Below are 22,705 nucleotides of genomic sequence, written 5' to 3' on the forward strand. Positions count from 1 at the left end.
GCCCAGCAGGATCCAGAGCATCGTCCGGACGTCCGGCGGAAAGTCGATCTCCTCCACTTAGTGCCTGCCGCCCCCGGTGGAATCCCCGCCCGGTCCGTCGAGGCGCGACTGCTGCTTCGCGATCTCCTCATTGGCGTAGGACTGCACGCCCTCGATCTCCCGCGCGTTGTTCAAGACCGCCTGCCGGAGCGACGAGAACACGAGACCCACAGAGTCGATAAATTCGAGGCACGCGTTGTTGTTCGCGTCGTACTTCGGCCGGACCTCGAGGGCGAAGTCGTCGTTGTAACCCGCCCAGGGCCGGTAGGTCTGCATGTCGGAGACGAAGTCGTCACGGATCTTGTTCGCCCGGTCGGGCAGATCCGCCATCATCTCACCACCCCGCCGCACACGGCCGGGGTCCGCTATGAACTTGCCCATGAATTACCTCCCTTGATCGCTCCGTGGAAAGGAAAAGTCAGTCGCTGTGGAAAGTCAGTCCTCATGAATCTCGTCGTGCAGACGCGACCTCGAGCGCCTGTCCCCGCCGTCCGGGCCGCCGAGTGCCGACCCGAAGGCCCGGTCCCAGTCGATGTCCACACCCCGGATGCCCGTCGGGCCGCCGCTCACCTGCGTCAACGGCGCGAAGACGTCCATCACTCTACGGGCCATCTGCTCACGCCCCTCCTGCACCGCTTCCATGACCGACGCCGCGAGTTGAGGGCCCGTCATGTTCCGGTACTTGTTGTCCGGGAACTTCAGACCCGTCAGCTCGCCCTGCGCGCCCACGGTGACCTCCACCGCGCGGTCCCGTGAACGGATCGTGGCCGATGCCTGGCCGAGTTCGTCCTCGGCGCGTGCCACGGCCTCCTGCACGGCCTCCAGCTCGGCCATGGCCTGGGACAGCTTGTTCTCCATCGACTCGCTCAACGGTCACCTCTCCACCTGCTCGTACGGGATTCTGCCGTACACGTGTGCGTCATGCGAACTCTTCCATGTGCGCCCGGTACGGGGGCGGTTCGAGTGCCGCCCCCGTACCGGCCGTCATCCGGTCGCCGCCGTGCCGGTCATCGTCCGATCACCGCGGGCGCGCCGCCCTCGTCCGTACCCCATACGTCGTCGTCCTCCGGCACCCAGGATTCGCGGGCGCGGTCGCCGCTCTGCGTCTGGGTCTGCTGGCCGGGCGCGCCGCCACCGCCGCCACCGGCCATCGGCGGGAGGAACGGCGTACCGCCCGCGGTGGGACCGCCGGCCGCCACGCGCACCTCGTCGTCCGCGTACCGGCCGTTCCTGGCGGGAGCGCCGGCGCCGGGCCTCGTGCGGCGGTTGTTGACCACGTTGCCGTCGATGACGTTACGGACGCGCTCGCCGGAGTCCGACTGGCCTCCGCCCGCGCCACCCATACCGCCCATGCCGCCACCCATGCCGCCGCCCATGCCACCGCCCATGCCACCGCCCATGCCGCCCGTTCCGGCGCCCGCGCCGGCCATGCCCGCACCCGCGCCGCCCATACCGGCACCCGCGCCGGCCATGCCGGCACCCCCCTCTCCGGGGAGGCCGGGGAACGGGCCGCTGTTCAGGAACGGGCGGTTGTGGCTCGGAGTGTTCGACTCGGCGGACGTCCCGCTACCGGCCAGGGGCGACTCGTAGGGGTTCTCGTCGAACAACTCCTCCTCGTAGGAGGGGAAGTCGTAGGAGGGGATGTCGTACGACGGAGGCGTGGGGAGCGAGCCGTTGTTGAGGTGGCCGGAGCCGAGGGAGGACGGGTTGTTGTCGTCGAGGTAGCCGGAGACGGACGAGCCGTCCGGGCGCGTGATCGTGGTGGTGCCGGTGTCCGGGTTGATCTTCTGGGTGGTGCCGTCCGGGTACTCCGTGACGACATTTCCGCCGTCGTCCAGGTGCGTGGTGCTGCCATCGGGGTTGGACAGCAGGTCACCGGGGTTGAGCGGGCCGGAGATGGTCGAGCCGTCGGGGCGGGACAGGGTCGAGGAGTGGGTCTCCGGGTCGATCGTGACAGTGGAGCCGTCGGGCAGGTCGGTGATCACCCGGCCGTTGGAGTCGATGCGCGACTCGCCGCCGCCGGGGACGTCCAGGAGGCCGTCGTTGACGGGGCCGGAGACGCGGTTGGACTGCAGATCGGACAGGTCGGGCAGGTCGCCGTTGCCGTTGCCGAAGAGGTCGCGACGGGTGGTGTCGAACTTGGCCTCCGCCTCGGCCTGCTTCTTCTCCTGCTCCTGCCGGAGTTCCTCCTGCTTGGCCTCGGCCTCGTTCTCCTTCTGCTCCTGCTTGGCCTCCTGCTCTGCCTGCTTCTGCTCGGCCTTGGCCTCCTGCTCCGCCTGCTTGGCCTCCTGCTCCGCCTGCTTGGCCTCCTGCTTCGCCTGCTTCTGCTCGGCCTTGGCCTCCTGCTCGGCCTGCTTCTTCTCCTGCTCGGCCTGCAGCTGCTCCTGGCGGTCTTCCGACTCGGTACGGATGCGGTCCTGCTTGGCCTCCTGTTCGGCCTGCTTCTGCTGCGCCTCCTTCTCCTTGGCCTCCTGCTCCGCCTTGGCCTCCGCCTCCTTCTGCTCCTGCTTGGCCTCCTGCTCGGCCTGCTTCTGCTGCGCCTCCTTCTCCTTGGCCTCCTGCTCCGCCTTGGCCTCCGCCTCCTTCTGCTCCTGCTCCTTCTTGGCCTGGTCCTGCTGAACCTTGGCCTGGTTCATCTGCATAACCTGCATGTTCTCGGCACGGGTCTGGGCCTCGGCCTGCTTCTTCTCCTGCTCGGCCTGCTTGGCCTCCTGCTCCTTGCGGATCTCCTCCTGCTTCTGTTCCTGTTCGGCCTGCTTCTGCTCCTGCTTGGCCTCCTGTTCGGCCTGCTTCTGCTGCGCCTCCTTCTCCTTGGCCTCCTGCTCCGCCTTGGCCTCCGCCTCCTTCTGCTCCTGCTCCTTCTTGGCCTCGGCCTCCTTTGCCTCCTGCTTGGCCTCCTGTTCGGCCTGCTTGGCCTCGGCCTCCTTCTCCTTCTCCGCCTGCTTGGCCTCGGCCTCCTTCTCCTTCTGCTCCGCCTCGGCCTTGGCCGCCGCCTCCTTGGCCTCGGCCTCCTTCTCCTTCTCCGCCTGCTTGGCCTCGGCCTCCTTCTCCTTCCGTTCCTGCTCGGCCTTGGCCTCCTTCTCCTTACGCTCCTGCTCTTCCTTCTCCTTCTGCCGCTCGGCCTCCGCCTTGGCCGCCTGGTCCTTCTGCCACTGGATGAACTCCTCCTGCTTCTTCGCGGCGTCCTCTGCGGCCTTCTTGGCGTCGTCCTCCTTCTTCTTCGCCTCCTCCTCCGCGACTTCGGCCTTGTCCTCCTTGTAATCCGACGCGAGGGTGCCGCTGGTGCCCCGGGATTTCACGGACCCCAGGTCGAAGTTGCTGTTGCTCCAGCTGTTCTTCACCTTTTCCATGGCCGAGATAGCGGCCGCGTCGAGATTGTCGACGACGGTCTGCCGCCACATCTCAACGGCCTTGTTACCGATATTCAGCCAGGTACCCAGATCCTTCAGGTCGCCGAACGACTGGGCCTCGGCGTGCAGGTCCTTCGCGTTGTCGCCCGAGATCTTGTCGATAGCGGCCTGGTTATTGAAATGCTCCTCCGCGATGTAGTTCGTGTAGTAGTACTCCCCAGCCCCCTCGATCTCATAAGTGATCTTCGTTATGTTGTTGTCCCACACATACTTCATCACCGCGGACAGCAGCTTGTGCAGCACAGTCAGCGGGTTTCCGTACTCCCACTCCCACTTCATCCACGCTTGATGGAGATCGACCACCGCCTCCCTGAAGTCCTTTTTCGCCTGCCGTATCTCGTCCCCCTGCTTCGAATAGCCGGACCTACCCGAACTCATGTCCTCCGCATAGTCCGTGTACTGCTTGTTGATCTTGTGGATGAGATCCCAGAAAACGCCCGCCGCCGTACCCCTCCACGCCTTGTCCTTCTCCTTGCCCAGCCTGCTCTGCCACTCCTCCACCACACCCTGCTGAGTGGCGAAGAACTTGGCGACCCGGTCGAAGGCGCCGGCCACCGTGTCGAAGTTGGCGAGGGTGACGGAATCGGCGTCCGCCACGTCCTTGCCGCTCCAACTGAAGCCGTAGGTCCCCTGCTTCTCGTCGTTGCGCAGCTTCTCCAGGGCCAGCCCGGTACCGAAGGCGTACTGGGTGAGCGGCGCGGTGTCCCAGGTGGGCTTGCCGTCCATTCCCAGGTGACCGTCGATGCTGCTGGAGAACTTCCCGCCCTCGAAGTACCCCTGGGTCGGGAGCCTGCCGTCGCCCTTGTTGCCGAGCAGTGTGATGCGCGCCTTGTGCATCGTCACATCGGAGCCCTCGGCACCGCTCTTCGAGTAGTAGAAGGGGATGACGAAGTCCGTGTTGTTGATCTCGGAACCGGCGTTCTCGTACAGCCAGTTCAGGTCCTCGGTGTCGACATAGTCGACATAGCCCACGTCGGAGATCTCCACCTTCATCAGCGGGATACCCTCGTTACCGACCAGGGTGTTGAAGATGTCAGCCCTGGGCGGCGCCTTGTACCCGGTGAAGAAGCCGACCGCCTCGGCCCACTTGTCATTACTGGTGAGTTTGTCGGTGATCTTGGTATCGTCGAGCGCCATGCCAGGATGCCTTTTCGGTCAGGGCGGATGGGGGAGAACGGCGGGGCCAGGGGGTATGGCGTTACGCGGCCGCGGAGGAACGGCGGCCGCGCGGGTGGGCCGACGGCCGCACCTGCTCAGTCCTCGTCCTCGTCTTCATCCTTGCTCTTCGAGCCGCCGCCGCTCTCGGAGAGCACGTCGTCCACGCCCTCGAAGAAGTTGACTATCTTCTTCCCGTCGATCTTCCCCAGGTTGTCCTCCTGCGTCGTGAAGATCTCTTCGATGGTGTCCTCGAGGTTGTCCTCGATCTCCTCGAAGAGCTCGACCTGAAGCTTGAGGATCTCGTCGACCTGATCCACCAGCGTGTTCAGTGACTTGATCAGGTAACCGCCGTTGGTCCGGCCCTCCTTGTCGAGCGCCATCGTCCCGATCGCGAGCGGCGTCTTCTGCCCGTCCTTGAAGCCCATCGCCTTGTTCGCGCCGTCCTCCCCGCCCTGCAGATTGGGGATGGCCGGTACGTCCGTCCCGTCCTCCCTCATCTTCTTGAGCACGGTGAGGAACCCGCCGACGTCATCGGTGAGGAAGTTCTGCAGCCAGGCCTTGTTGAGATTGAGCGTGGGGCCGTTGTCAGCCATTGCCTAATTCTCCTGCTTCCATGGGTTTTCGCCGGCTTCGGAGCGATCCAGGAGCCGGGCGGCGCGGAACGCGGGGTGAAACGCGGGCGGCGACGCGCCACCCTCACGACAGCGGGCGGCCGTTCGCGTGAGGCACACGCGGACGGCCGCCCGAGAAAAACAACGGGTGTGTCGCCTGCGGTCAGCTACCGACGCGCACGGACTGCCACAGCGACGTCAGCGACTTCTCGCTGTACTGGTAGCTGTCGGAGACATCCGTCAGCAGGGAGGAGTTCTCGGCGAGGATCCGCTTCATCTCCTCGACCGCGCCGTTCCAGGCCGCCTGCTTCTCGGCGTACACCTCCTTGTCCTCACCTTCCCAGGACTTCTTGAGCTCCTGGAGCTCCGCCTCCAGGTTGGTGAGGATGCTGTCGATCGCCTTGGTCTGCTGGACCATGTCGTCGGCGGCGTTCTGCATGTGGGAGTAGTCGACGTAGATCTGACCGTCGGTGAAGTCCAGAGGGGGGGTCATGGGGGTCCTCGTCTCGCGGCGGGTTCGGGGAGAAGGTTCGTTCGTTCCGCACCCGGATGCCGATCAGGGCTCCCGGGCCCGGTCCGGTCGTCAGCGACCGGCGGTGGAGCCCGCCAGCGAGTTGAAGATCTCGTCGGCGCGGTTGGACTGCTGCTGGATGGCCTCGTTCGACTGGGCCTGCTGGATGCCCTGGGCGCGCATGGTCTCCTCCAGCGTCGTGATCATGTCGCGGAGGTTCTTGGAGATGATCTCCGCCTGCTGGTCCCACCGGTCGAGCAGGTTCTGGAACGCGCCACCGTCGCTGCCCGCGTACCCGGAGGACAGGTTGTGCTTCATGTTCTCCACGTCCTGACGGCAGTTCTGGACGCCGTTGAAGGCCGAGTCCAGAGCTGTGACACCGTTCTGTGTCGCCGATGCCAGTGACTGCTGCCTTGCGCCTGCACCTGCCATATGCCTGTGCCTCCTGGTGTGTCGCGCCGCCGGCCCTCGGGTCCGGGCGGCGCGGTGCGTTGCCGGACGCGGCCAGAGGCCGACGCCCGGAAGGTATGGACAAACGGAGCCTAAAGAAAAGGGAGTTGACGATTCAATGGCCTGAGTCACCTTTTCGGCTCCGCCCGGTGATTCAGGCGTTTTCGTGGCGGAGGTTCAACTGACTTTCAGCCACACCCTTGCCTCTTCCGCGCTCCAGGACGCTCGGTCGTCACGTCCTCTTGCGATGACTCGCTCACTTTCCTTGGCGTCCCGCGTTCTTCACGTCACCTCCCGCCACGACGTGTTGTCACGGCGTCACTGTGCGGATTGCCCCCCGGCCACGACGCTCCGCGTTCCCTCGCTCTCACCCTGCGACGTCTTCTCTTCCGCCTTCTTTTCCGATCGCGGCGCAGAGTCCTCGTCGCGTCCGCCACAGCGCGGGGTCGTGTTCACGGTCCGGCCCAGGGCGGCGGCCTCCTTCGTCAGGTCCGGGCCCGTCGGCAGCATCGCCAGCAGCGGTGCCGGCAGTCCGCGCGCCTGGTCCGCCGAGTAGCCGAGCGCGGCGAGCGCCTCGGCCGTCCCCACCCGGTACTTCATCCCGGTGTCCGTCACCAGGTAGACGGTGGTGCCGACCTTGCTCCCGCTCGCTCCGAGCGCGCGCACCAGGGACCCGCCGCCCGGCCGTACGGCGACCGTGCCGACCGGCATACAGGCCGGGGTGAGCCCCTCGGGCGGCGCCTGGGCGGCCGGGCCCAAGGAGCCAAGCCCGGTCTGGGCCACGCTGATCCGCGGGCCGCGCTCGCCCGCCGCGACCCGTACGCAGACGGTGTGGCCCTCGCCGAGGGCCACCGCCTCCGGCGGCGCCGACGGCAGGTCCGGGTCCTCGGCCGTCTCGCCCGCGCCCGGGGCCAGGTGGCTGCTCAGCACGTCCGCGCCCAGGGAGGTCACCTTCGCCGCGCCGCCCCCGTACACCTTCTCGCGGGTCTCCGGGTCGCCGAGCACCAGCGCGGCACCGGTCGCCGTCAGCGGGGCCAGGCCCTCCTTGCGCAGCAGGTAGTAGCGCTCGGCGGAGCCCGGCACGGTGACCCGGAACACCTCGCCGATCCGGGACGCCCGGCCGCCCAGCGACGGCCCGTCCTGCCCCTTGCCCGGCACGTCGGGCGAGCGCAGGTCGGGCCCCGACGGCAGGGCGTTCAGGAAGGGCGCCGAGACGGGGAGGAGCGGGGTGGAGCCGTAGCCGAGGGCCTCGCGGGCGCGGCTGTCCTTGTCGAGCCGGAGCTTGCTGCCCCGCCACACCAGGTATCCGGCCTTGTCCGGGCCCGTCACCAGCATCCCCTGGTCGGTGGGCAGCCCGGAGGCGTCGGCCGGCGCGCCCACCGCGACGACAGTGCCGGTCGAGCCCGTCTCGCTGCCCGAACAGACCTGCCAGGGACCCGTGTCCAGGTCCCCGCTCCCGGGCAGCGCGTCCGGCGCGCCGCTGATGCCGATGGGCGCCCCGTGCGGCGTACCGCGCAGGGAGCCGGAGCCGACCGCCTTCGCCTTCATGTCGGCGCCCGCGAGCAGCCGCGCCGAGGCGTAGTTGCGCACCGGGCGCAGCCGCCCGTCCAGGTAGAGGTAGCGGGATCCGGTGTCCTTGTTCACGACGAGGGTCCCGGCCGTCCGCCAGGAGTCCTTGGCGCCGGGCTTGAGCAGACCGAGGACGAAGGAACCGGCTGACAGCAGGACGGCGATCACGATGCCGATCACCACGCCCCGGTTGGTCCGGCCCTGGGGGCTCTCCGGGGCGTCCGGATCCGCGCGCAGCATCCCCGAGGTCAGCCTGCCCATGACGAACATGTGCGCCTGGACCTGATCGCGTTTGGACTGCATGGCAGCGTGTTTCCCTTCCGGTCAGCCGTTGATGGACCGCAGGGCGCTGTACACACCGAGCACCCAGAGCGCGAGCGGCAGCATGCTGATCGCCAGTGCCGAGTGCAGCAGTTCCCCCGCGCGGCCCCAGTACGGCACGAGTCGGCGCCCGGGGACGGTCCAGGCGGCGATCGCGACCGCCGCCGTGGCCGCGAGCAGGCCCGCGGCCGTCACCAGCCGGTAGCCCGGTGAGGCGGCCGGGGCGGCGACCAGCACCAGCAGGAGCAGCCCCGCCACCCCCGGGACGACCAGCGACATGCGCTGCCAGATGTTGCCCAGTCCCCGCGCGTGCAGGATGAGCAGCAGGGACAGCGCCACGGTCGTGATGATCTCGGCGAGTTCGCGTTCCCGGCCCAGTACCGCGATGCACCCGGCGGCGACGATGCCCACCGCCCCGTACAGCGAGGTCATCCAGCCGTCGGCGAGGATGGCGCGGGCCGAGACCACGGAGGTGGCGTGCGGTTCGATGCCCTCCTGCAACTGCTGCGCGTTGGTCGGCAGGGGCGGCATCCGCATCCCGGACATCCGGAACGCCAGCGAGGGGACGAAGGCGCCCAGGACGACCGCCAGGACGGCGATGATCCCGGCGGCGTGCACGGGCGCCAGGTCCGTCGTGATGAGCAGGACGGCGGCGAGCGCACCGAACACCGAGATGACGGCGACGCCCAGGAAGAGCGCGGCGAACGCGGCCACGATGGCGAGCGCGAGCACCGCCCCGCCCGCCGCCGCGGCGCTGGCGGCGAGCAGCCGCGCGCCCAGGGTCTCGTACGCGTGCGGCCCGCTGAGCTCGCCGCCCGGCAGCAGCCAGCCTGCGAGCGCCAGGTACGGCGCCACCATGAAGCCCAGCGCGGCGCCGGCACCGGCGTCCCCGACCGCCCGGCTCGCCGCGCCCGCGCCCGCGAGCAGCAGCAGACCGGTCGCGGTGGCGAACGCGGCCCGGGGCAGCCCGGAGCCGCCGGGCCACGCGATCACCACCATGCCGCCGACGAGGACCGCGACCGCGACGCCGAGCAGCACCCACCGGCTGACCGTCGGGGTCCAGCCGTAGGGGTGGTCCCGCATCGTGGTGGAGATGCCGTCGACGAGGTCGTCGAGGTGCACCTCGGGCAGGGCTTCGGCGCGCGGTCTGAGGTAGAGGGTGTCGCCGTCGCGCAGGCCGTAGGAGTCGAGGGTGCGTTCCTCGTCCAGTGGTGCGCCGCCGAGCCGCTGGAGCACCCAGCCGCCGTGGTCGATACCGGCTTCTTCGAGGTTGTCGCCGGCATAGCCGAGCACCGCCGGCAGCAGGTCCGCCACGGGGACGTCGGCGGGGACGGCGAGATCGATGCTCTTGGCAGGGGCTCGTACCGTCAGACGGCACAGATCGGCCACCTGAGTGTCAGTCATCGCGATGGCTCACGCTTCTCCGGGTTACTGCTGAGTACGGGCAGGGGAACGCGAACTGACGCACCGCCGGACGTCAGGCTTCTCCGGTCGCGTTCCTGAACCCCAGGACAGGGCCGGTCGTTGGCGGTCGGCGCGATGATCGTAGTATCAGCAACCTACTCTGGACGATGTGGCCCGTGACACAGAGGGAGAGGTGACCGCCGACGCACGAGGTGGCGCGGCGCGGAAGCCGACTCCGAGTCGTGGCGCGGGAGTTCGAGCGCTACGGATCGTGACGTGGCGCGCACTGCGGCGTACCGGCGATCCTGCCGTGTGGCGGACATGTGAACGTGATGGCGAGGTGACGTAGCGGGAAGGTGACACGGCGATGCCGTGCTGTTGCAGGACTGTGACAGGGCGACACGGCGAGGACGGTCACACCCCGCCGGTTCCCGGGCGGGCGGTCGTCGTGGACCGGCGCGCGGCGTATGGTCGTGCGACAGCGAGGTCTTGTCCGGTGTCCTGACCCGGCACCGACGACGACGCGCGGCGCCCCGGCGACGACGTCGACGTCGTTCCGCCCGCTCTCTCCCCCCCCTTGCCCCGTAAGGAGACGGCTCCTTGAGTGTGGTCCTGTTCCGCCGCCCGGCCCGACGCCGGGGCCCGGAGATGCCCGACGGAGAGCTGAATCTCCAGGAACCGCCGGTCCTCCCCGAGACGGTGCCCGATACCTCCGCCGTGTGGACGTACCTCCCCATGGCGATGATGTCGGTCTCCATGATGTTCATGTTCATGCGGCCCGGTATGACCCGGGGCACCGGCGGGTTCATCTACCTCGCCCTGGGCATGATGGTGCTCGGCGCCGCCGCCATGTTCATCGGCCAGTTCATGCGCAAGGCCGCCGAACGCAAGCAGAAGCTGAAGGGCGAGCGCCGGGACTACCTGCGCTACCTCACCCAGATCCGACGCAAGGTGCGCGGCGCCGTCGTGGACCAGCAGCTGGCCCTGGCCTGGCGTCACCCCGAGCCCGCCGCCCTGTGGTCGATGACGGGCACCACCCGGCTGTGGGAACGCAGGCCGAAGGACGAGGACTTCGGCGAGGTCCGGATCGCGGTCGGCGAGCAGAAGCTGAGCCTGAAGCTCACCCCGAACTCCACCAACCCCGTCGAGGACCTGGAGCCGCTCAGCGCGCACGCGCTGCGCAGCTTCATCCGCGCCTACTCGACGGTGCCGGACCAGCCCATCGCGATCTACCTGCGGGCCTGGGCCCGGGTGCTGTTCCGGGGCGACGAGGAGCGGATACGGTCCGTGGCCCGGGCCCTGGTCGCCCAGCTGGCCACCTTCCACTCGCCGGACGACGTGTGGATCGTGTTCTGCGTCTCCGACGAGCGGCGCGCGGACTGGGAGTGGGCCAAGTGGCTCCCGCACAGCCTCCACCCGCACGACACGGACGGCGCGGGCCCGACCCGGATGACCGTCTCCGCGATGGGCGAGCTGGAGGACCTGCTCGGCGCCGAGTTCATGGAGCGGCCGCAGTTCGACCCGGACGCCCTGCCCGGGCGTGAGGAGCCGTTCACCCTGATCGTGGTGGACGGGGTCACCGTCCCGGCCGGCCACCGCCTGGACGGCCCCGGCTTCCGCAACACCGTCGTACTGGACCTGAGCGGCGCGCTCACCTGGCGGCCCGGCAGGATCACGCTGCGCTTCGAGGTCTCCGAGGACGACCTCGGGCTGGTGCGCACCGACCGCGAGCGCAAGGAGCGGACCACCCGGCTCGGCAGGCCCGACACCTTGGGGCTGGCGGGCGCCGTGTCTCTCGCGCGGCGGCTCGCCCCGTACCGCATGGGCCTGGGCACGGCGTCGGACTCGTCCGAACCGCTCTCCGCGAACACGGAACTGACCACGCTGCTGGGCATTCCCGACCTGTACCGCCACGACCCGGAAACGCTGTGGCAGCAGCACACCGGTTCCTCCCGGCTGAAGGTGCCGATCGCGGTCGGCGCGGACGGCGAGCCGGTCGAGCTCGACATCAAGGAGTCCGCCCAGGGCGGTACCGGACCACACGGCATGCTGATCGGCGCCACCGGCTCCGGCAAGAGCGAGCTGCTGCGCACCCTCGTCCTCTCGCTCGCCCTGACGAACTCCTCGGAGACGCTCAACTTCGTCCTCGTGGACTTCAAGGGTGGTGCCACCTTCCTGGGTCTGGACGAACTCCCGCACACCTCCGCCGTCATCACCAACCTCGCCGGTGAGGCCGCGCTCGTCTCCCGCATGCAGGACGCCCTGCACGGCGAGATGATGCGCCGTCAGGAGCTACTGCGATCGGCGGGCAACTACACCTCGGCACTGGACTACGAGAAGGCCCGCGCCTCCGGCGTCCCGCTGGAACCGCTGCCCAGCCTCTTCGTCGTCGTCGACGAGTTCAGCGAACTGCTCGCCGCGCACCGCGAGTTCATGGAGCTGTTCGTGATGATCGGCCGTCTCGGCCGGTCCCTCGGAGTGCATCTGCTGCTCGCCTCGCAGCGCCTGGACGAAGGCCGGATGCACCAGCTGGAGAGCCACCTGTCGTACCGGATCGGTCTGCGCACGTTCTCCGCGATGGAGAGCCGCGGCGTCCTCGGCGTTCCGGACGCGTACCAGCTGCCCTCGCAGCCCGGCAGCGGCTTCCTGAAGTCGGGCGTGGAGGCGCTGACCCGCTTCCGCGCCGCGTACGTCTCAGGCCCGTACCACCAGCGACGGGGCAGCGCCAACCAGGCGCGGGTGGCCAGCCAGACCGTCCCGTGGACCAACAGTTACGTCGTGCCGCGCCAGCTTCCGGACACCCCGGAGCCCGAGCCCACCGCCGAGCAGGAGGAGACCGGCGACACCCTGCTGTCCGTGGCCGTGGAGCGCCTGCTGACCGCCGGGCCGCCGGCCCACCAGGTGTGGCTGCCGCCGCTGGACCTCCCCGCCACCCTCGACCAGGTGCTGCCGCCGCTCACCCCGGACCCCGGACTCGGGCTGACGACCGTCGGCTCGGCGAACCGGGGCCGGCTCACCATCCCCATCGGCATCGTCGACCGCCCCTTCGACCAGCTCCGTGACCTGCTGACCCTCGACCTCTCCGGTGCGGGCGGGCACGTCGCCATCGCGGGCGGCCCGCAGAGCGGCAAGAGCACGATGGTGCGCACGATCATGACCGCGCTGGCGCTCACCCACACCCCCCGCGAGGTGCAGTTCTACTGCCTCGACTTCGGCGGTGGCACGCTCGCCGGGCTGGCCGACCTGCCGCACGTCAGCGGGGTCGCGGCACGCCTGGACACCGAGCGGGTCGGCCGCACGATCTCCGAGGTCAACACGCTGCTGGCGGAGCGCGAGCGGTTCTTCCTGGACAACGGCATCGACTCCATGGCGAGCTTCCGCCGCCGCCTGGCCGCCGGGGAGTTCCCCGAGCACCGGCACGGCGACGTGTTCCTGGTGATCGACGGCTGGTCGACGGTGCGCCAGGACTTCGACCGGTACATCCAGACCTTCGGCGCGATCGCCGCCCGCGGCCTCAACTACGGCATCCACCTGATCGTCACCACCGCCCGCTGGGTGGAGCTGACCTCGTCCATCCGGGACCAGGCCGCAACCCACCTGGAGCTGCGGATGGGTGACCCCATGGACTCCGAGATCGACATGCGGCGGGCCGCGACCGTGCCCCGGCTGCCGGGCCGCGGCCTGACGCGCGACGCCAAGCTGCACTACCTCACCGCGCTCCCGCGAATCGACGGGGTGGAGTCGGCGGACGACCTGTCCGAGGGCGTGGCGGGTCTGGTGGCGGCGGTCCGGGAGAGCTGGCAGGGCCCGCCGGCCCCGCCGGTCCGGATGCTGCCGACCAAGCTCATGGCGTCCGAACTCCCGGCTCCGAAGGGGGACTTCAAGATGCCCATCGGCCTGGAGGAGGAACGTCTCTCCACGGTGTGGCACGACTTCTCCGAGACCCCGCACATGATCGTGGTCGGCGACACGGAGAGCGGCAAGACCAACATGCTGCGGCTGGCGGCCAAGGCCATCATGGACCGCTACTCACCGGCCGAGGCGCGGATCATGGTCGTGGACTACCGGCGTACGCTGGTGGAGGCGATCCCGGACGAGTACCGCCTCGGCCACGCGGTGGCAATGGACGCGCTCAAGGAGCTGATCGCGGGCGCCGCCAGGGCGGTCGCGGCCCGCGTACCGGGCCCGGAGATCACACCGGCCCGGATGCGCACGTGCGACTGGTGGGACGGCCCGCGGCTGTTCATCCTCGTGGACGACTACGACATGCTGGGCACCAGCGCGATGAACGCCCCCTTCGACCCGCTGCTGAACCACCTCGCCCTCGGTTACGAGGTCGGCCTGCACATGATCGTCTCCCGCTCCGCCGCCGGCGCGGGCCGGGGCCTGGGCGAGCCGATGCTGCGGCGCATGCAGGAGGTCAACACGCCGACGCTGCTGCTGTCGTGCCCGCCGTCGGAGGGCTTCATCATGGGCAGCATCAAGGGCCGCAACCTGCCGCCGGGCCGGGGTACGCGGGTGACGCGCCGCAAGCAGACGCAGATGCAGACGGCGATGCTGGAGGTCGAGAAGTCCTAGGGCCTGTCGACTCCCCGCTCGCGTGTGTCCCCCGTCGCGTACCGCGACGGGGGACACACGCGTCAGGGCGCCGCGCCGACCTCGACTCAGGCGCTGCCGTCCTCGGACAGGAACGACGCCGGCGCCCGCCCCTCCTCCGCGACGGCGGCGCGCTCGGACCGGGAGGAGCCGCGCAGCGGGGCGGTCCTCACGGTGCCGTCCTCGACGGCCCAGGTCGCGGCGGTCCGGCCGTCGACCAGGACCAGGCGGGCGCGAAGTCCCAGCGCCGCACCTGGTCGACCGGCACCTGTGGGGCGACTGGGCCGCCGGCTTGCGCCCGTGGGGGGAGATCCTGGACCGCCTGCGGTCCTCTCGCGTCCGGTGTCGCGTGGAGAGCCCCTGCCCACGCCGGACGCCCCCGCTGCCGCAGGGCCCGCCACCACGAACAGGCCGCCGCCCCGGCCAGGCCCGTCAGCTGCCCGCCGGGCGCCAGTTGCGGGCCCGGCCGCGCGGGATCACCACCGCGCCCGCGGCCACCAGCAGCACCAGCCCGCCGCCCACGGCCGCCACCACCAGCGCGCGCGTGCGCGGCTCAGTCGCGGGCGGCGGCGGGACCACCGCCCGCTCAGGCCGGGGTGTCGCGCCCTTGGCGCCGGTCAGTACGGCCGTCAGGGCGGCGTACGGGTCGAGCCGGGGCGGTGACGCAGGATACGCCGCCTCCGTCAGCCGGCGCGAGACCTCGGCGGCCTTCAATTCCGGGTAGCGGGCCCGTACCTGCGCCGCCGCCCCCGCGACGTGCGCGGCGGCGAACGAGGAGCCCGAGCCGATGAAGTGGCCCGGGCCCTTGGGGCCGATGCTCACCACCGCGTCACCCGGGGCCGCCAGGTCCGCGCCGCTCACCCGCGGCGCGTTGGTCGGCCGTCCGTCGTCCGGGCCGTAGTCCATCACCGCCAGCACGCCCGGCGCCGCCGCCGGCCAGTACCAGGGCGCCGGTTCCGTGTTCCTCGGCAGCGCGTCCGGCGCCACCGGGGCCACCACCAGCGCGTCCTTGTCGCTCGCGTACTCGACCGCGTCCGTCAGCTGCGACTTGCCGTTGTCCAGGGCGACGGCGACGTAGATGACGGAGACGCCCTCGTCCGCAGCCTGGCGTATCGCGTCGGCGACCTGGCCCGCCGTGGTCCCGCCGCGCTCGTCCGTGCCCCGTACGGCCAGGATCCGGGCCTGCGGCGCCAGTCCCGCCGGGCCCCCGTCGTCGCCGGGTTTCGCCGCGATCAGGCCCGCCGCGAAGGTGCCGTGCCCGACGCAGTCCTCACCGGCCGCCCCGAGCGCGGTCACCCGCCCCGACAGCGCGGGCGCCTCCCGGGCGACTCCCGTGTCCACGACGGCGACCGTGGTCCCGGCGCCCTGGGAGAGCGGGCGGGAGCGCGACGCGCCCAGAGCCCCCAGGGTCCAGGGCTCGGCCTTGGCCGTCTCGCTGGAGACCGAGACGCAACTGTCGTCCTCCCCCAGGACGGAGGTCATGACGGGCAGTCCCACGGAATCGGCCGCGGCGGGCGCGACGGGCACGGCGCCGATGGCGCCCAGCGCGGTGGGGCTCAAGGTCATCAGCAGGGTGGCGGCCACAGCCGAGGCCCAGGGGCGGCGGCGGGAGCGAACTCGGACACGGGGCATGGCGCGCATGATAGGCGCCGCGCATGGCGACGCGTCGAGCGAGACGTGACCGCGGCCGACGAACGGGACGTACGAGAGGCGACGACCGGCACGTACAGGGCCTACGGGAGGTCACGGGCCGACCGCCCACGAGGCATCGCAAACGTCCGGAAGTGTGCGGCCGTCGGCCGGGCGCACGGCGGCCGTCCACGCGCGAACGCCCACCGGCCCGGCGTACGGTGACGTACGGTCACGCCATCCGGTACACGGCCCCGGCGGCCCCTGTGGACTCGTCGTGCACCCCTCGTGCACTGATTCCGCACACGTCCGATCTCAGCAGATCTCATCCGAACTCGGCCGTCCCTCCTGGAACATCGCCGTACGGGTCCCGTAGCCTTCACCGCGTGCGCACAGCCGTACGTACCCGGACGCGAACCAGTCCCCTGCCGGCCCCCTGGGCGGGAGAGGCACGCGGCGGCGGCACCAAAAAGAGGAGGATCGAGCGTGTCACGGCAGTTGCTCAGGGTCGGGTCGGAACAACCGGACAGCTTCCGGACGATCGGTGATGCCCTGGACAAGGCACGCACGGGTGCGGTGATCCGGGTCCACCCCGGCCGCTACCCGGAGAACCTCACGGTCAGGACCCGGGTCACCATCGTCGCCGACGGCGAGCCGGGCAGCGTCGAGATCTGCCCGCGGCGGGGCACCGCCGTCGTCCTCGTCGCCGACGCCGTCATGCTCACCGACCTGACCCTGCGCGGTGGGAGCGAGGATCTGCCGGTGGTCGACGCGCCGCGCGGCCAGGTCGCGATGGACGGCTGCACGGTCATCGGCTCCGGCTGGACGGCCGTCCTGGCCCGGGAGTCGGGCTCGGTGGCCATGCGCGACTGCCGGGTCAGCAACCCGAAGGGCGCCGGCGTCGTGGACTCCGCGCCCACGGGAAGCGTCATCGCCGGCTGCCTCATCGAGAACCTCGGCACCTCCGGCGTCGTCATCGGCGCGGAGGCCCGCTCGACCGTACGGGACTGCCGGATCCGCGACGCCCGCGCCAACGGTGTGCTGACCTCCGACGAGGCGCAGGGCCTGGTGGAGGACTGCGACATCTCCGGTACGGACAAGCCGTCCATCGCCCTGGAGGGCACCAGCGGCACCAGGGTCGTGCGCACCTCGGTGCACGACACCTCCGTCGGCGTCTACATCACCAGCACCGCCCGCCCGGTCCTGGAACACGTCACCGTCACCGACACCTCGGGCCCCGGCATCATGCTGGCCGCGAGCGCCGACCCCGAGTTCCTGCACTGCCGTACCTCACGCACCAAGGGCAGCGGCCTCGTCGTCACCGAACGCTCCCGGGGGACCTTCCAGGACTGCGAGTTCGACACCGCCGCTGCTCCCGCGATCCGGGTGATCAACTCCAGCGCGCCCCTCCTGACCGGCTGCGCGGTGCGCGACTGCGCGGACGCGAACAGCGCCGTGCTGCTTGAGGAGGAGTCGTCCGCGGAGTTCGACGACCTGCTGGTCACGGACGCGGCCGGCACCGCCGTCCGGATACGCACCGGCGCCAACCCCCTGCTGCGCCGCGCCCGCATCACCTCGCCGGGCGGCCACGGCGTCGAGGTGATCGAGGACGGCCGCGGCCGGCTGGAGCACTGCGAGATCGACCGGGCGGGCGGCGCCGCGGTACGGATCGCCTCGGGCGGCAACCCCGACATCCGCGACACGGTCATGCGGGCGGCGACCGACGCCACCGTCTCCGTCGGCTCGGAGGGGCGCGGCACCCTGCGGGACTGCCGGATCGAGTCCGCGACGGCGGGCGGCATCACGGTGGACAACGGCGGCGAACTCTCCGTCCTGCGCGCCCACATCACCGACTGCGGCGCCCACGGCGTCCTGCTCGCCAACGGCTCCCGCGCCACTCTCACCTCCTCCCAGGTCATCGGCAGCGTCGGCGACGGCATCCGGATCGACAGCGCCGAGCCCGTCACCGTCACCGGCTGCGCCGTACGCGACAACCGCGGCGCGGGCCTGAAGCAGACGAGGGTGAACGAACGGCTCACGGTGGAGGACCTGAACAGCACCGGCAACGTGGCCGAGGACGCGTGGGGCGACACCCTGCCGCTGGACGCCGCGAACGGCAAGGCCGGTGGCTCGTCCAAAGGGCCGCGGGGCCCGCTGGACGAGCTGGAGGCGCTGGTCGGCCTCGCCGAGGTCAAGAGCCAGGTGCGGACCCTCGTCAACCTCACCCAGCTCAACCAGCGCCGCGCCCAACTGGGCATGCCCGTCCCCCAGATGAGTCGTCACCTGGTCTTCTCCGGCCCGCCCGGAACCGGTAAGACCACGGTGGCCCGGCTGTACGGAGGCATCCTGGCCGACCTGGGCGTCCTGCGCTCCGGGCACCTGGTGGAGGTCTCCCGGGCCGACCTGGTCGCGCAGGTCATCGGTGGTACGGCCATCAAGACGACCGAGGCGTTCAACGAGGCGCTCGGCGGCGTGCTGTTCATCGACGAGGCCTACACGCTGCTCTCGGACAGCAAGGGTTCCGGAGCCGACTTCGGCCGGGAGGCCGTCGACACACTGCTGAAGCTGATGGAGGACCACCGCGACGACGTGGCCGTCATCGCCGCCGGTTACACCGGCGAGATGGACACCTTTCTCTCCTCCAACCCGGGCCTGGCCTCGCGTTTCACTCGCACCATCGATTTCGCCAACTACTCGGTCGACGAGCTGGTGACGATCACGGAGAACATGTGCGCGGGGCACCGCTACGAGCTCGACCCCCGGACCCTGGACGCCCTCGCCCAGCACTACGAGCGCATGCCGCGCGACGCCACGTTCGGCAACGGCCGTGCGGCCCGCCGGGTGTTCGAGGAGATGGTGGACCGGCAGGCGTCCCGGCTCGCCTCCATGACGAACCCGGCGGAGAGCGATCTCACCCTCCTGCTGCCCGAGGACGTGGCGGCGGACGCGGGCACGCCCGCGGACGACGGCCCCGGCTCCGAGGAACTGCTGGCCGAGTTGCACGCCATGATCGGCCTCACCGCGGTCAAGAACGAGGTGACCGCCCTGGTCAACCTGCTCACCGCGACCAAACAGCGCAAGGCCGCCGGGCTGCCCACCCCGAGGATCAGCAACCACCTCATCTTCTCGGGGCCCCCCGGTACGGGTAAGACCACGATCGCTCGCCTCTACGCGGACCTGCTGCGCTCCCTCGGCGTCCTGCCCAAGGGCCAGCTGGTCGAGGTCGCCCGCGCCGACCTGGTGGGCCGCTACGTGGGTCACACGGCGCAGCTCACCAAGGAGGCGTTCGAGCGCGCCATCGGCGGTGTGCTGTTCGTCGACGAGGCGTACACGCTCACCCCGGAGGGCGCGACCTCCGACTTCGGCCGGGAGGCCGTCGACACGCTGCTGAAGCTGATGGAGGACCACCGCGACGAGGTCGTCGTCATCGCCGCCGGCTACACGCGCGAGATGCGCCGCTTCCTCGACTCCAACCCGGGTCTGGCCTCGCGGTTCTCGCGGACGGTGAAGTTCGAGAACTACTCCACGGACGACCTGATGGAGATCCTGTCCAAGCAGGCCACCGGCTACGGCTACGACTGCTCCCCGGAGGCGATGACCGCGCTGCGCGGCTACCTGGACTCCCTGCCGCGCGACCACGCCTTCGGCAACGCGCGTACGGCCCGCCAGATCCTGGAGGGCATGATGACCCGCCAGGCGGGCCGCATCGGCGCGATGTCCGCGCCGGGCCTGGACGACCTGCGCCTGCTGCTCCCGGAGGACCTGCCCCCGGAGGCCGCGGCCCTGAGCCACTGACGAGCGGCCGGACCGGTCCGGCGACGGACTGGTCTCCGCCTGGCTTCAGCCGTGGTCGTGGGAGGACGACGTGTCGGCCGCCGGGATCGAGCGGCCGCCGTCCCGGCCCGTGAGGACGACGGCGAGGAGCCCGACGACGATGGCCGCCACGCCCAGGCGTCCCGCCAAGCGCAAGCTCCAGGCCCGCCACCCCGCCCCCGGGGTCGCGGGCACCGGCCGGGAGAGCCGCTCGGAGCGGCGCGCGGGGCGCGGCAGCCGACCCAGGGGAACGGAGCCGCCCGACCCCGCAGTCTCGGCCCACTCCGAAACGCCCGCCACCTATGAGACTGACGAAGCCGATAGCTCCATGCCCTCCCCCGAGGAACCACCAAGGCTTGAGACACTGGTGGCCCGGGTCGAGGAACGGATCCGTGCCCTGCACGCGGCCTCCACCGAAGTCGGCGAACTCCTCGGCCACCTCGCGGACCAGAGCCGGGCGGCGTCTGTCGCCCAACCCATCGGCCGACGCCAGGCCGATAGGACCGTGCGCCTCCTGAACCAGACGCTATCCAGGCTGCGCAGACTGCCCGAGCTCACCGCGAGGTCGTTGTCGATCAGTTAGGGCAGCCTGTCCCGGGCCCCGGCGGTGGCGAGCAGCGCGTGGAAGAACGAGGCGCCGTCGTGCGGTACGTCGTACACCTCGCGCACGGTGGTGCCGTCCGGCGAGGTGAGGGTGCGGGACGGGGAGCCGGCGGTACCGGTGTCCGTGCCCGTGCCCGTGCTGGGGGCGTCGGTGATCTTGTAGGGTTCCGGCGCCTCGGAGCGCCAGTCCGGCTCCTTGTACTCCTGGGGGCGGGCCGAGTACTTCTGGGGGCGGCCGGGGTCCGAGCCCGCGCTCTGATAGTGGGCGGTCATGCGGGCGGCCGCGAGGTGCAGGCGGTGGTGGTCCGCGGCGGCTGCGTCGGTGCGCTGCTGCCAGAGGTGGACCTCGTCGCGGGCGGCCGGCCAGGCGGTGACGGCCGGGGACGACGCGGTGCCGGCCGGGGGCGGGGATGTCTTCACGGCCGGGGGCGGGGATGTCGTCACGGCCGGGGACGGGGTTGTCGCCACGTTCGGTCGGGCGTCGCCGGGTTCGGCGCGCTCGGCCCGCTCCGCATCGCTCAGACCGAGCCACGTCTCGCGGGCCCGGGCCCGGGCGTCGTAGTAGCTCTTCTCCGCGGCGGCGAGGTCGGCCACCGACTTGGCCAGGTCGTCCCAGGCCGTGCGGACCTTGTCGGGGAACGTGGTGTCGTCGAGCAGGCCGTAGTCACGGGCGATGTCCTCGCGCAGCCGGACCAGGGCGGTGGTCTCCGCCTCGACGGCGCGCGGGCCGCGCACGGGCTTGCCGAGCGCTTGCATCGGGCGGCTGTCGGTGACCTGGTGGTCCACCTCGGACACCGAGAGCCAGCTGACGGGCACGGCGCACGGGGTTCTCGCGGGTGAGGTACCACGGCACGGGCGGCTCGGCGTCCGGGTTCGGGCCCGCCTGCCCGGGCGTACAGGCGTCCCGGCCCGCGAGCCGGCGCGCGTCCGCGGTGGAGATCCAGTCCAGGCTGACCACGCGCAACGGGCGGGCCGCGGACGGCGGTTCACCGGCGGCCCGCACCATCAGGGTGCGCTCCACCCGGTACAGCGCGACGGGGTGGTTGCGGACGCGGCCGGTGGTCTTGCGGGAGGTGTCGGTGCCGAAGTAGTGGCCGCGGCCGGTGCTGAGATCCGTGCGGACGAGCGGCCCGCCCTGCACCCGTACGTCGACCTGCGGGCCGACCTAGGTGTGGTTCGGCCCGGAGGTGATCTGGACACCCACGCGGGTGTCACGCACGTGGCCGCGCTGGTTCTGGTAAGTGACCTGGGCGATGTCGCGCAGCTCCGCCTTGACCGACTCGGCGACCAGCGTCGCCCGGTGCGCAACCGACCGCTCCACGACGAGGTGCCCCAGCGGGTGCTGGCCGCTTCCCCGGGTCGGCTCGGGGCCGCTGACCGGTGAGGAGAGCCGTCCGAACAGGGCGAGCAGACGTCCCGGCCGGACGAACGAGATCAGCGTCCGGTGGGCCGAACTGCCAGGCCGCGCACCGGAGATGGCGAGCGCCAGCTTCTCCGGCGGGTCGGTCAGGTGCAGCCCGGTGGTCTCGGTGATCCGCGGCTCGACGCCCTTCGGGAACGTCAGGGTCTCCGGCGCGCGCTTGGTCCCCGCGTAGGGCACGGTGAGGTCGTCCGGCAGCCGCCGGCTCAGTCCGTCCCGCACGGCGAACGCCGCGCTGTGCGCACGGCTGCGCTGCCAGTGGGGCGACGTGCGGGGCCCGCCGTCCGTGCCGGTGGCGGTGGTCTTCGGCGCCTCGGTGATCCGGTCCACTCGTACGCGGTAGTACACGTCGTCGAGGTGCAGGTGGGAGCCGTCGACGGCGCGGTACTCGGACTGGTTGAGCGCCTGCGTGCCCTGGACGTAGTCGGTCCTGCGGGTCCAGCCCAGCGAGACGCCGATCTTCAGCAGCCATTCGAGCGGCGGGCCCATGCTGAGCGCGCCGGCGATGCGGCGCCCGACGCTGCGCCCGCCGCCCGTACCGGCCTGGCCGTGCCGCATCGTGTCGACGCGGACCGTACTGCCGTCCACGTCGGAGAAGCGTTCCCACCGGTTGTACGGGACTGCCTCGACGGTCAGCTCGTGGCCGACGCCGGATTTCTCACGGCCTACGAAGCGGGCGCCGCGCGGGGCGGTGAAGGCGCCGGGCTGTTCGGTCAGCAGGCGCAGCAGTTCCGCCTCGTCGAACTGGCCGCGCAGCTTGGGCGGCAGCTTCCCGAGGATCTCGGCCGCCACCTCGTCGGGCGAGCGCAGGGTGAGCGTGCCGAGGCCGGTGAAGAGTCCGGTGGGCGGGGCCGGGCGCGTACGGTCGGCGCGGCCGTCCGGGCTCCCGGCTCCAGGATCGCTGTCGGGGTCGAGGAGGAGGGCGGGCAGGCGGCTGCCGTCGTCGAAGGTGATGCTGCCCGGCGCCGGGCCGGGCGGGCGGGCGTCCTGGCCTGTGAGCAGCCGGGCCGGGCGGTGCCGGTCGAGCTGGGTCTCCAGCGGTACCGGATCGCCCCGGTCGGGCGGAGCGCCGACCGCACGGCCTCGGGTATGTCGGCCCCGGATGCGCCGGCCTCGGCCGCATGCCCGCCCTCGTGCCGTCCTCCGGGCCGCATCTCCACCTGAACTCACG

General features: G+C 71.0%; 16 protein-coding genes. 4 read left to right on the forward strand and 12 right to left on the reverse strand.

Annotated features, from left to right (window positions below):
* Nucleotides 1–57: 57 nt before the first annotated feature.
* The 8 genes from ABD366_RS42400 to eccD all read right to left on the reverse strand — a co-directional run bounded on the left by ABD366_RS42400 (nt 58) and on the right by eccD (nt 9,473).
* Entirely contained in the window at nt 58–420 is a 363-nt protein-coding gene (locus ABD366_RS42400; RefSeq protein WP_324769839.1) for a hypothetical protein, read from the reverse strand.
* 54 nt (nt 421–474) lie between these two features.
* On the reverse strand, nt 475–897 hold the full coding sequence (locus tag ABD366_RS42405) for a YbaB/EbfC family nucleoid-associated protein (RefSeq protein ID WP_411293727.1): 423 nt from the start codon (nt 895–897) through the stop codon (nt 475–477).
* A 149-nt stretch (nt 898–1,046) separates the two neighbouring features.
* Nucleotides 1,047–4,586, reverse strand: coding sequence for an AAWKG family protein (locus tag ABD366_RS42410; protein WP_324769841.1), 3,540 nt, complete (start codon nt 4,584–4,586; stop codon nt 1,047–1,049).
* 116 nt (nt 4,587–4,702) lie between these two features.
* Nucleotides 4,703–5,200, reverse strand: coding sequence for a type VII secretion system-associated protein (locus tag ABD366_RS42415; protein WP_324769842.1), 498 nt, complete (start codon nt 5,198–5,200; stop codon nt 4,703–4,705).
* Nucleotides 5,201–5,381: 181 nt separating this feature from the next.
* A complete protein-coding gene (locus ABD366_RS42420) occupies nt 5,382–5,711 on the reverse strand; it encodes a WXG100 family type VII secretion target (RefSeq protein WP_324769844.1) in 330 nt (109 codons plus the stop codon).
* A 90-nt stretch (nt 5,712–5,801) separates the two neighbouring features.
* Complete coding sequence (locus tag ABD366_RS42425; protein ID WP_030999098.1) at nt 5,802–6,161, reverse strand: WXG100 family type VII secretion target; 360 nt, start codon at nt 6,159–6,161, stop codon at nt 5,802–5,804.
* 336 nt (nt 6,162–6,497) lie between these two features.
* Complete coding sequence (gene eccB, locus ABD366_RS42430; protein ID WP_324769845.1) at nt 6,498–8,051, reverse strand: type VII secretion protein EccB; 1,554 nt, start codon at nt 8,049–8,051, stop codon at nt 6,498–6,500.
* Nucleotides 8,052–8,072: 21 nt separating this feature from the next.
* Nucleotides 8,073–9,473, reverse strand: a complete 1,401-nt coding sequence (eccD, locus tag ABD366_RS42435; protein WP_344443589.1) for a type VII secretion integral membrane protein EccD — start codon at nt 9,471–9,473, stop codon at nt 8,073–8,075.
* Between the two features lie 606 nt (nt 9,474–10,079).
* Between eccD and eccCa the strand changes: the two genes are divergently transcribed.
* Complete coding sequence (gene eccCa, locus ABD366_RS42440) at nt 10,080–14,051, forward strand: type VII secretion protein EccCa (protein WP_324768929.1); 3,972 nt, start codon at nt 10,080–10,082, stop codon at nt 14,049–14,051.
* Nucleotides 14,052–14,501: 450 nt separating this feature from the next.
* Here eccCa and ABD366_RS42450 read toward each other — a convergent pair whose 3' ends face one another.
* On the reverse strand, nt 14,502–15,710 hold the full coding sequence (locus tag ABD366_RS42450) for a S8 family serine peptidase (protein WP_344443592.1): 1,209 nt from the start codon (nt 15,708–15,710) through the stop codon (nt 14,502–14,504).
* A 474-nt stretch (nt 15,711–16,184) separates the two neighbouring features.
* Between ABD366_RS42450 and ABD366_RS42455 the strand changes: the two genes are divergently transcribed.
* Nucleotides 16,185–19,493, forward strand: coding sequence for a right-handed parallel beta-helix repeat-containing protein (locus ABD366_RS42455; protein WP_324767977.1), 3,309 nt, complete (start codon nt 16,185–16,187; stop codon nt 19,491–19,493).
* Between the two features lie 45 nt (nt 19,494–19,538).
* On the opposite strand, the gene ABD366_RS42460 is transcribed toward ABD366_RS42455, so the two are convergent.
* Nucleotides 19,539–19,661 carry a hypothetical protein gene (locus ABD366_RS42460; RefSeq protein WP_324767975.1) on the reverse strand — a complete coding sequence of 41 codons (123 nt, stop codon included), beginning with the start codon at nt 19,659–19,661 and terminating at the stop codon, nt 19,539–19,541.
* Between the two features lie 178 nt (nt 19,662–19,839).
* Here ABD366_RS42460 and ABD366_RS42465 point away from each other — a divergent pair, with 178 nt between their 5' ends.
* Nucleotides 19,840–20,094 (forward strand): hypothetical protein, encoded by a 255-nt coding sequence (locus ABD366_RS42465; RefSeq protein WP_324767974.1) that lies wholly within the window; start codon nt 19,840–19,842, stop codon nt 20,092–20,094.
* On the opposite strand, the gene ABD366_RS42470 is transcribed toward ABD366_RS42465, so the two are convergent.
* Nucleotides 20,091–20,930, reverse strand: coding sequence for a hypothetical protein (locus ABD366_RS42470; RefSeq protein ID WP_324767972.1), 840 nt, complete (start codon nt 20,928–20,930; stop codon nt 20,091–20,093). The two genes, ABD366_RS42465 and ABD366_RS42470, sit on opposite strands and share 4 nt — an antisense overlap.
* 20 nt (nt 20,931–20,950) lie before the next feature.
* Between ABD366_RS42470 and ABD366_RS42475 the strand changes: the two genes are divergently transcribed.
* Nucleotides 20,951–21,205, forward strand: coding sequence for a hypothetical protein (locus ABD366_RS42475; RefSeq protein WP_324767970.1), 255 nt, complete (start codon nt 20,951–20,953; stop codon nt 21,203–21,205).
* Nucleotides 21,206–21,279: 74 nt separating this feature from the next.
* On the opposite strand, the gene ABD366_RS42480 is transcribed toward ABD366_RS42475, so the two are convergent.
* Nucleotides 21,280–22,704: a hypothetical protein gene (locus ABD366_RS42480; RefSeq protein WP_324767969.1), complete on the reverse strand. Its 1,425-nt coding sequence runs from the start codon at nt 22,702–22,704 to the stop codon at nt 21,280–21,282.
* Nucleotide 22,705 lies beyond the last annotated feature (1 nt).

The organism is Streptomyces kunmingensis (assembly GCF_039533535.1).
Classification (GTDB): Bacteria; Actinomycetota; Actinomycetes; order Streptomycetales; family Streptomycetaceae; genus Streptomyces; species Streptomyces kunmingensis.

Excerpts from the sequence above, each read along its gene's own strand:
- ABD366_RS42400 (WP_324769839.1), bottom strand. The coding sequence starts at position 420 with ATGGGCAAGTTCATAGCGGACCCCGGCCGTGTGCGGCGGGGTGGTGAG.
- ABD366_RS42405 (WP_411293727.1), bottom strand. The coding sequence starts at position 897 with ATGGAGAACAAGCTGTCCCAGGCCATGGCCGAGCTGGAGGCCGTGCAG.
- ABD366_RS42410 (WP_324769841.1), bottom strand. The coding sequence starts at position 4,586 with ATGGCGCTCGACGATACCAAGATCACCGACAAACTCACCAGTAATGAC.
- ABD366_RS42415 (WP_324769842.1), bottom strand. The coding sequence starts at position 5,200 with ATGGCTGACAACGGCCCCACGCTCAATCTCAACAAGGCCTGGCTGCAG.
- ABD366_RS42420 (WP_324769844.1), bottom strand. The coding sequence starts at position 5,711 with ATGACCCCCCCTCTGGACTTCACCGACGGTCAGATCTACGTCGACTAC.
- ABD366_RS42425 (WP_030999098.1), bottom strand. The coding sequence starts at position 6,161 with ATGGCAGGTGCAGGCGCAAGGCAGCAGTCACTGGCATCGGCGACACAG.
- eccB (WP_324769845.1), bottom strand. The coding sequence starts at position 8,051 with ATGCAGTCCAAACGCGATCAGGTCCAGGCGCACATGTTCGTCATGGGC.
- eccD (WP_344443589.1), bottom strand. The coding sequence starts at position 9,473 with ATGACTGACACTCAGGTGGCCGATCTGTGCCGTCTGACGGTACGAGCC.
- ABD366_RS42450 (WP_344443592.1), bottom strand. The coding sequence starts at position 15,710 with ATGCGCGCCATGCCCCGTGTCCGAGTTCGCTCCCGCCGCCGCCCCTGG.
- ABD366_RS42465 (WP_324767974.1), top strand. The coding sequence starts at position 19,840 with ATGCCCTCCCCCGAGGAACCACCAAGGCTTGAGACACTGGTGGCCCGG.